The sequence below is a fragment of the Methylocaldum sp. genome, assembly GCF_039794385.1.
Classification (GTDB): domain Bacteria; phylum Pseudomonadota; class Gammaproteobacteria; order Methylococcales; family Methylococcaceae; genus Methylocaldum.
The window spans coordinates 1-4,911 of record NZ_JBDIVO010000334.1 but is presented as its reverse complement, the minus strand read 5'-3'; the positions used below and the strand labels follow the sequence as shown (position 1 = coordinate 4,911).

Below are 4,911 nucleotides of genomic sequence, written 5' to 3'. Positions count from 1 at the left end.
ATCTACGGCGCGGGCTTCAGGCCCAAGGTCGGCAACGTCTTGCCCAGCGTCTGGGTCCGATGATCAGTCGGAGATTCTGCCTCTTGTGGAATCCAGAATCGAGATATAAGGTCGGCAATCCCTTGCCAATCGCAAACGGCATCTCTGGGAGCGCCAGAGCTGCCCTTCCAATCGCAAACGGTCGCTTTAGTCGCGACCCTTCCAATCGCAAACGGCCGTCCTGGGAGCGCCAGGACGCCCCTTCCGACAAAGCCCTTCGCCGAGCCGATACGTCGGCAAAGGATTGCCGACCTACGAATGCTTGAATCCATTCACCCGAGCCGAAGGCGCCAACGACGTCCGCCAAGCCTGTTTTGCCCTACGAGCGAGATGAAAACGCTCTAGGGATGGCGTTCGCAACGTAGCCCGCGTGCGGGGCGGCTCCCCGCTCTAAAACAAGCGCCGCGCTCAGCGGCTCCTTGGTAGGGTTTTCGGACAAACAACCCGCTAATCGGAAACGAAAAATGCGCTACTCGGTCTTCGAGGGCTTTCGAGCGTTTTGAGGCTCCGTGCCCACTCTGTGGTCGAAGGTCCGCGCATAGGCTTTCAGCATCGCTTCGCTGAATAGACGGAAAGCCTCCACTTTGTCGCTCGTTTTGTTTTCGCCCCAGGGTTTTTCCTCCGCCTCTTTGCCGAAACTGGCGGTATAGGCGTCCAGCAACGCCTTGCTCAGGATGTAAAACGCCATCAATCTTTCTTCCCGTTCTGGCGGAGAGATTTTCTTTTCGGCGGCTGCTTTCTTAAGCGCTCTCTCGACTCTCCTGCCGAAAATCCGGTCAAGACTTTTTTCCGCCGTCACGCTCAGCAGGAGAAAGGCCGCAAAAGCGATGCCGATCCACTGCCAGTCACCCGGCGCAAGCGTTGCCACCTCGAAGAGCTCGTTCGCGGGCGTATAAAGGACTATCGCCTGCAGGGCCAGGCTCGATGCCACGGCGGCGACCAGCCACCGGTTCGAGAGTATCGGCAGGGCGTAACGCGCCCGGATGACCTGGATTCGGACCATCTCGGCCACGACGATGAAGGTGAAGAGCTGGGTCTGCGCCCGTGCCAGGTCGCCGGTGTTCCAAAGGCCGTGGAAAAACAAAGGCAATCCGGTGGCGGCCATGATCAGGCCGATGCCGAGAATCGAGGCGATGATGCGCCGATCGAGCACCGGTTCGCCGGAACCGCGCGGCGGCTGCTTCATGATGCCTTCCGTCTTGGGATCGGTACTCAAGGCCAGCGCAGGAAGCCCGTCGGTGATCAAATTGATCCACAAGAGCATCACCGGCGTGAGGATCAAGGCTTCGCTCTGGCCTTCGAAAAGGCGGGGAAACAGCGCGGCGCCCGCCAATACGCCGAGGAACACGATCAGGATCTCGCCGGCGTTCGCCGACAGCAGAAAATTGACGAACTTGCGGATGTTGTCGAAGATGCCCCGGCCTTCGGCGATGGCATTGCGCAAGGTCACGAAATTGTCGTCCTGCAGCACCATGTCCGAAGCTTCCTTGGCCACGTCGGTTCCGCGCCGGCCCATGGCGACCCCCACGTGAGCATTGCGCAGGGCCGGGGCGTCGTTCACCCCGTCGCCGGTCATGGCCACCCGATGACCGCTCTCCTGGAGCGCCTTCAAGAGCGCGACCTTGTGGTGGGGCGAAACGCGGGCAAAGACCTCGGCTTTCTCCGCGACTCGCGGCAGCTCTTGCTCGGAGAGGCGGTCGAGCTCCGTTCCGGTCATGGCCCCTTCCGGGCTGAAACCGATCTGCGCCCCGATGGCCTTGGCCGTCGCCAGGTTGTCGCCGGTGACCATGATGACCCGGATACCCGCGTTTCGGCAGTCCTGAACGGCCTCCTTCACCTCGGCGCGGGGCGGATCGATCATGGCCTGCAATCCAAGAAACACCATTCCGCTTTCGATCTCGTCCTCGTTTCCCTCCGTATCGTGCATTTCCTTGTGGGCAAAGGCCAAAACGCGGAAGGCGCTGCCGGCGAACTCTTTGTTTTTATCGACGATGGCCTGTCGCGCCTCCTCGTCGAGGGGCTTGGCTTCCCCGTCCTCCCATAGCGAGCTGCATCGCTCCAGCACCACTTCGGGAGCGCCCTTCATGTACGCCATCGGCGGTTCTTCCTTGGCGATCACCGTCATCCGCTTGCGCTCGGACGAGAATGGAATTTCGCGCAGCCGTTCCGGCTTGGCTTCGATCCCCGCCTTGGCGGCCGAGACCAGAAGGGCGACTTCCGTGGGATCGCCGGAATAATCCGCGGCGTCCCCCGTCTTTTCCGCATCGTTGACGACGGCCCCGCATTTTAGGAGCGGCTCCAGCGTCTCGGCGGGCACGGATTCGCCGTTCTGACGGAACTCGCCGTCCGGCTTGGTGCCTTCACCCGTGACCTCGTAGGTTCGGCCGGCGAAATATAACCTTTTGACCGTCATCTGATTTTCAGTCAGCGTGCCCGTCTTGTCGGTCACGATCACGTCCACGGAGCCCAAGCTCTCCACGACCGACAGCCGGCGAACCAAGGCGTTCTGCTTGATCAGCCTCTGGGAGCCAAGCGCCAGGGCGAGGGTCACCACGGCCGGCAGGCCCTCCGGCACGGCGGCCACGGCCAGGGTAACGGCCACCAGGATGATGGTGACGATGCCGGTTTCGGTAGCAAAGTACTGGATCACGGCAACCACCAGAATCAACCCGAGAATGCCGTAGCCGATTTGCTTGCCCAGGCGGTCGACCTCTTCCTGGAACGGCGTTTTGTGCTGCTCGGCGCTCTCGATCTCCGAGGCGATGGCGCCCACTTCCGTGTTCATGCCCGTGGCCACCACCACCGCCTTGCCCCGTCCTCTCACCGCATCGGTGTTCATGAACAGCATGTTGCTGCGTTGGGCCAAAGGCGTGTCTTCATCCACGGGTTCCGCCTCTTTGGGGACCGTCGCGCTCTCCCCGGTCAGCGAAGCTTCCATCGTCTCCAGACTGTGGGATTCGAGCATACGGGCATCCGCCGGAATCCGGTTCCCTTGGTCGATCACGATCACATCGCCCGGCACCAGCTCGGTAGCCGGCACCGTGATCTTTGTTCCGTCCCTGAACACCCGCGCCTGCGGCGTGGAAAGCTCCCGGAGCGATTGCATCGCCTTTTCGGCCCGATAGTCCTGAATGAAACCGAACAGCCCGTTGGCCAGCACGATGACCAGAATGAGAATGGCCTCGGTGTATTCCGGTTCCGCTCCCGGCAAGAAGCCCACGCCGACCGAGAGGATCGCCGCCGCGAGCAGAAGGTAGATGAGAAAATCGTTGAACTGGGCCAGCAAGATCCTGAGCGGAGAGATTTCCCGTCCTTTCCGGATCTCGTTGGGACCGTGTTCCTCGAGGCGCCGCCTCGCCTCGTCGGCGGAAAGGCCTTCGGCCTTGGTCTTCAGTTTTTGAAGAATCCGGTCTGCGGGTTGACTGTGCCAGCTCATGTTTGAGGTCCTTCTCCCATCTTCGACCGCCGAAAAAGCGCCGGGTGCGTAACGATCTGAACGGATCTATCCGGGTATGGACTAAGAGCCTTACCAGAATCGTAGGGTGGGTTAGCGCAGCGTAACCCACCGATCCGAGGCCGCTCGGCGGGTTACGGCCTCGCGGCCTAACCCGCCTAACCCGCCCTACAAACTGTCGAAGGGCCTACTGGGATAAGCATCCAAGGGATGCCCGTTCGATTGCACCCCTCGCCAGCTGAGAACTTACGCTATACCGCCGGGTCTCCTTTAGTAAGCTTATCGCGGAAAGGAATCGCCATGCGGCTCGGGATCGAGAACACCGTTACCGTGATTACCGGAGCATCGAGCGGCATCGGTCGGGCCACGGCTTTGGCGTTCGCGGCGGCGGGAGGAACCGTGGTGGTGGCCGCCCGCCGTGGAGCGGCCCTCGATGAACTGGCGCAGGAGTGCGAAACCTCCGGCGGAAAGGCTTTGGCCGTGCCGGTCGATGTGACCGACGGACCAGCGGTCGAAGCGCTGGCGCGCCGAACCATCGAAACCTTCGGGCGGTTGGATACCTGGATCAACAACGCGGCGGTGACTCTGTTCGGCCGGTTCGAGGAAACCCCGATTGCGGATTTCCGCCGGGTAATCGACACCAATCTATTGGGCTACGTTCACGGTGCTCGGGCCATCCTGCCGTGGTTCCGGGAGCAGGGTAGCGGCGTTCTCATCAATGTCTCCTCGGGGGTCGGAAAAATTCCCAAGCCTTTCGCCGCCGCTTATGTCATCAGCAAATACGGCATCGTCGCGCTATCCGATTGCCTGCGGCAGGAGCTTTGGGATGTGCCGGGCATTCATGTGGTCACGGTGCTTCCGCCAGCGACCGATACGCCCTTGTTCCAGCAGGGGGGCAATTACATGGTGCGCGCGGCCAGACCCATGTGGCCGATCTATGATCCGGAAAAAATCGCCCGAGCCATCCTGTCCGCCGCGCTCACACCGCGCCGCGAGGTGATCGTGGGCGCCAACATCCGGGCGGCGATCGTCGCCCAGCGCATCGTGCCGGGGCTGTTCGACCGATGGGCGGCTCGGGTGGTCGAAGCGAAGCACTTTCAAGAGCGCGCCATACCGCCGACTTCGGGCAATCTGTTCCAACCCATGCCCGAATACGCCAGGGTGCGCGGCGGCTGGAAAAGACCCCGGCAAAGGCTGCCCGTTTCCTGGATGGCGCTGGCCGGGGTACTGGGCATCGGCATGGGGTTCGGGTTCGCCGGACTCGGAAGAAGATCGTGAGTCCGCCCTGATCCTCGTCATTTGTCTCGCAAGGAGTAAGCCTATGCTGTTTCGAACGGCTATCGATATCGAGAGCACCCTCAGGGGAGTAATGGAAATCAAGGGCAACGAAGTCGAAGTCGTCGATGCCGACAGGCTCC

The 4,911-nt window shown here is 61.7% G+C and carries 2 protein-coding genes; one reads left to right on the top strand and one right to left on the bottom strand.

Annotated elements, in window-relative coordinates; translation table 11 throughout:
- Positions 1 to 508: 508 nt before the first annotated feature.
- Entirely contained in the window at positions 509 to 3,475 is a 2,967-nt protein-coding gene (locus tag ABJK70_RS20110; protein ID WP_347258886.1) for a cation-transporting P-type ATPase, read from the bottom strand.
- A 318-nt stretch (positions 3,476 to 3,793) separates the two neighbouring features.
- Between ABJK70_RS20110 and ABJK70_RS20105 the strand changes: the two genes are divergently transcribed.
- Positions 3,794 to 4,771: an SDR family oxidoreductase gene (locus ABJK70_RS20105; RefSeq protein ID WP_347258885.1), complete on the top strand. Its 978-nt coding sequence runs from the start codon at positions 3,794 to 3,796 to the stop codon at positions 4,769 to 4,771.
- The last annotated feature ends 140 nt before the right edge of the window (positions 4,772 to 4,911 follow it).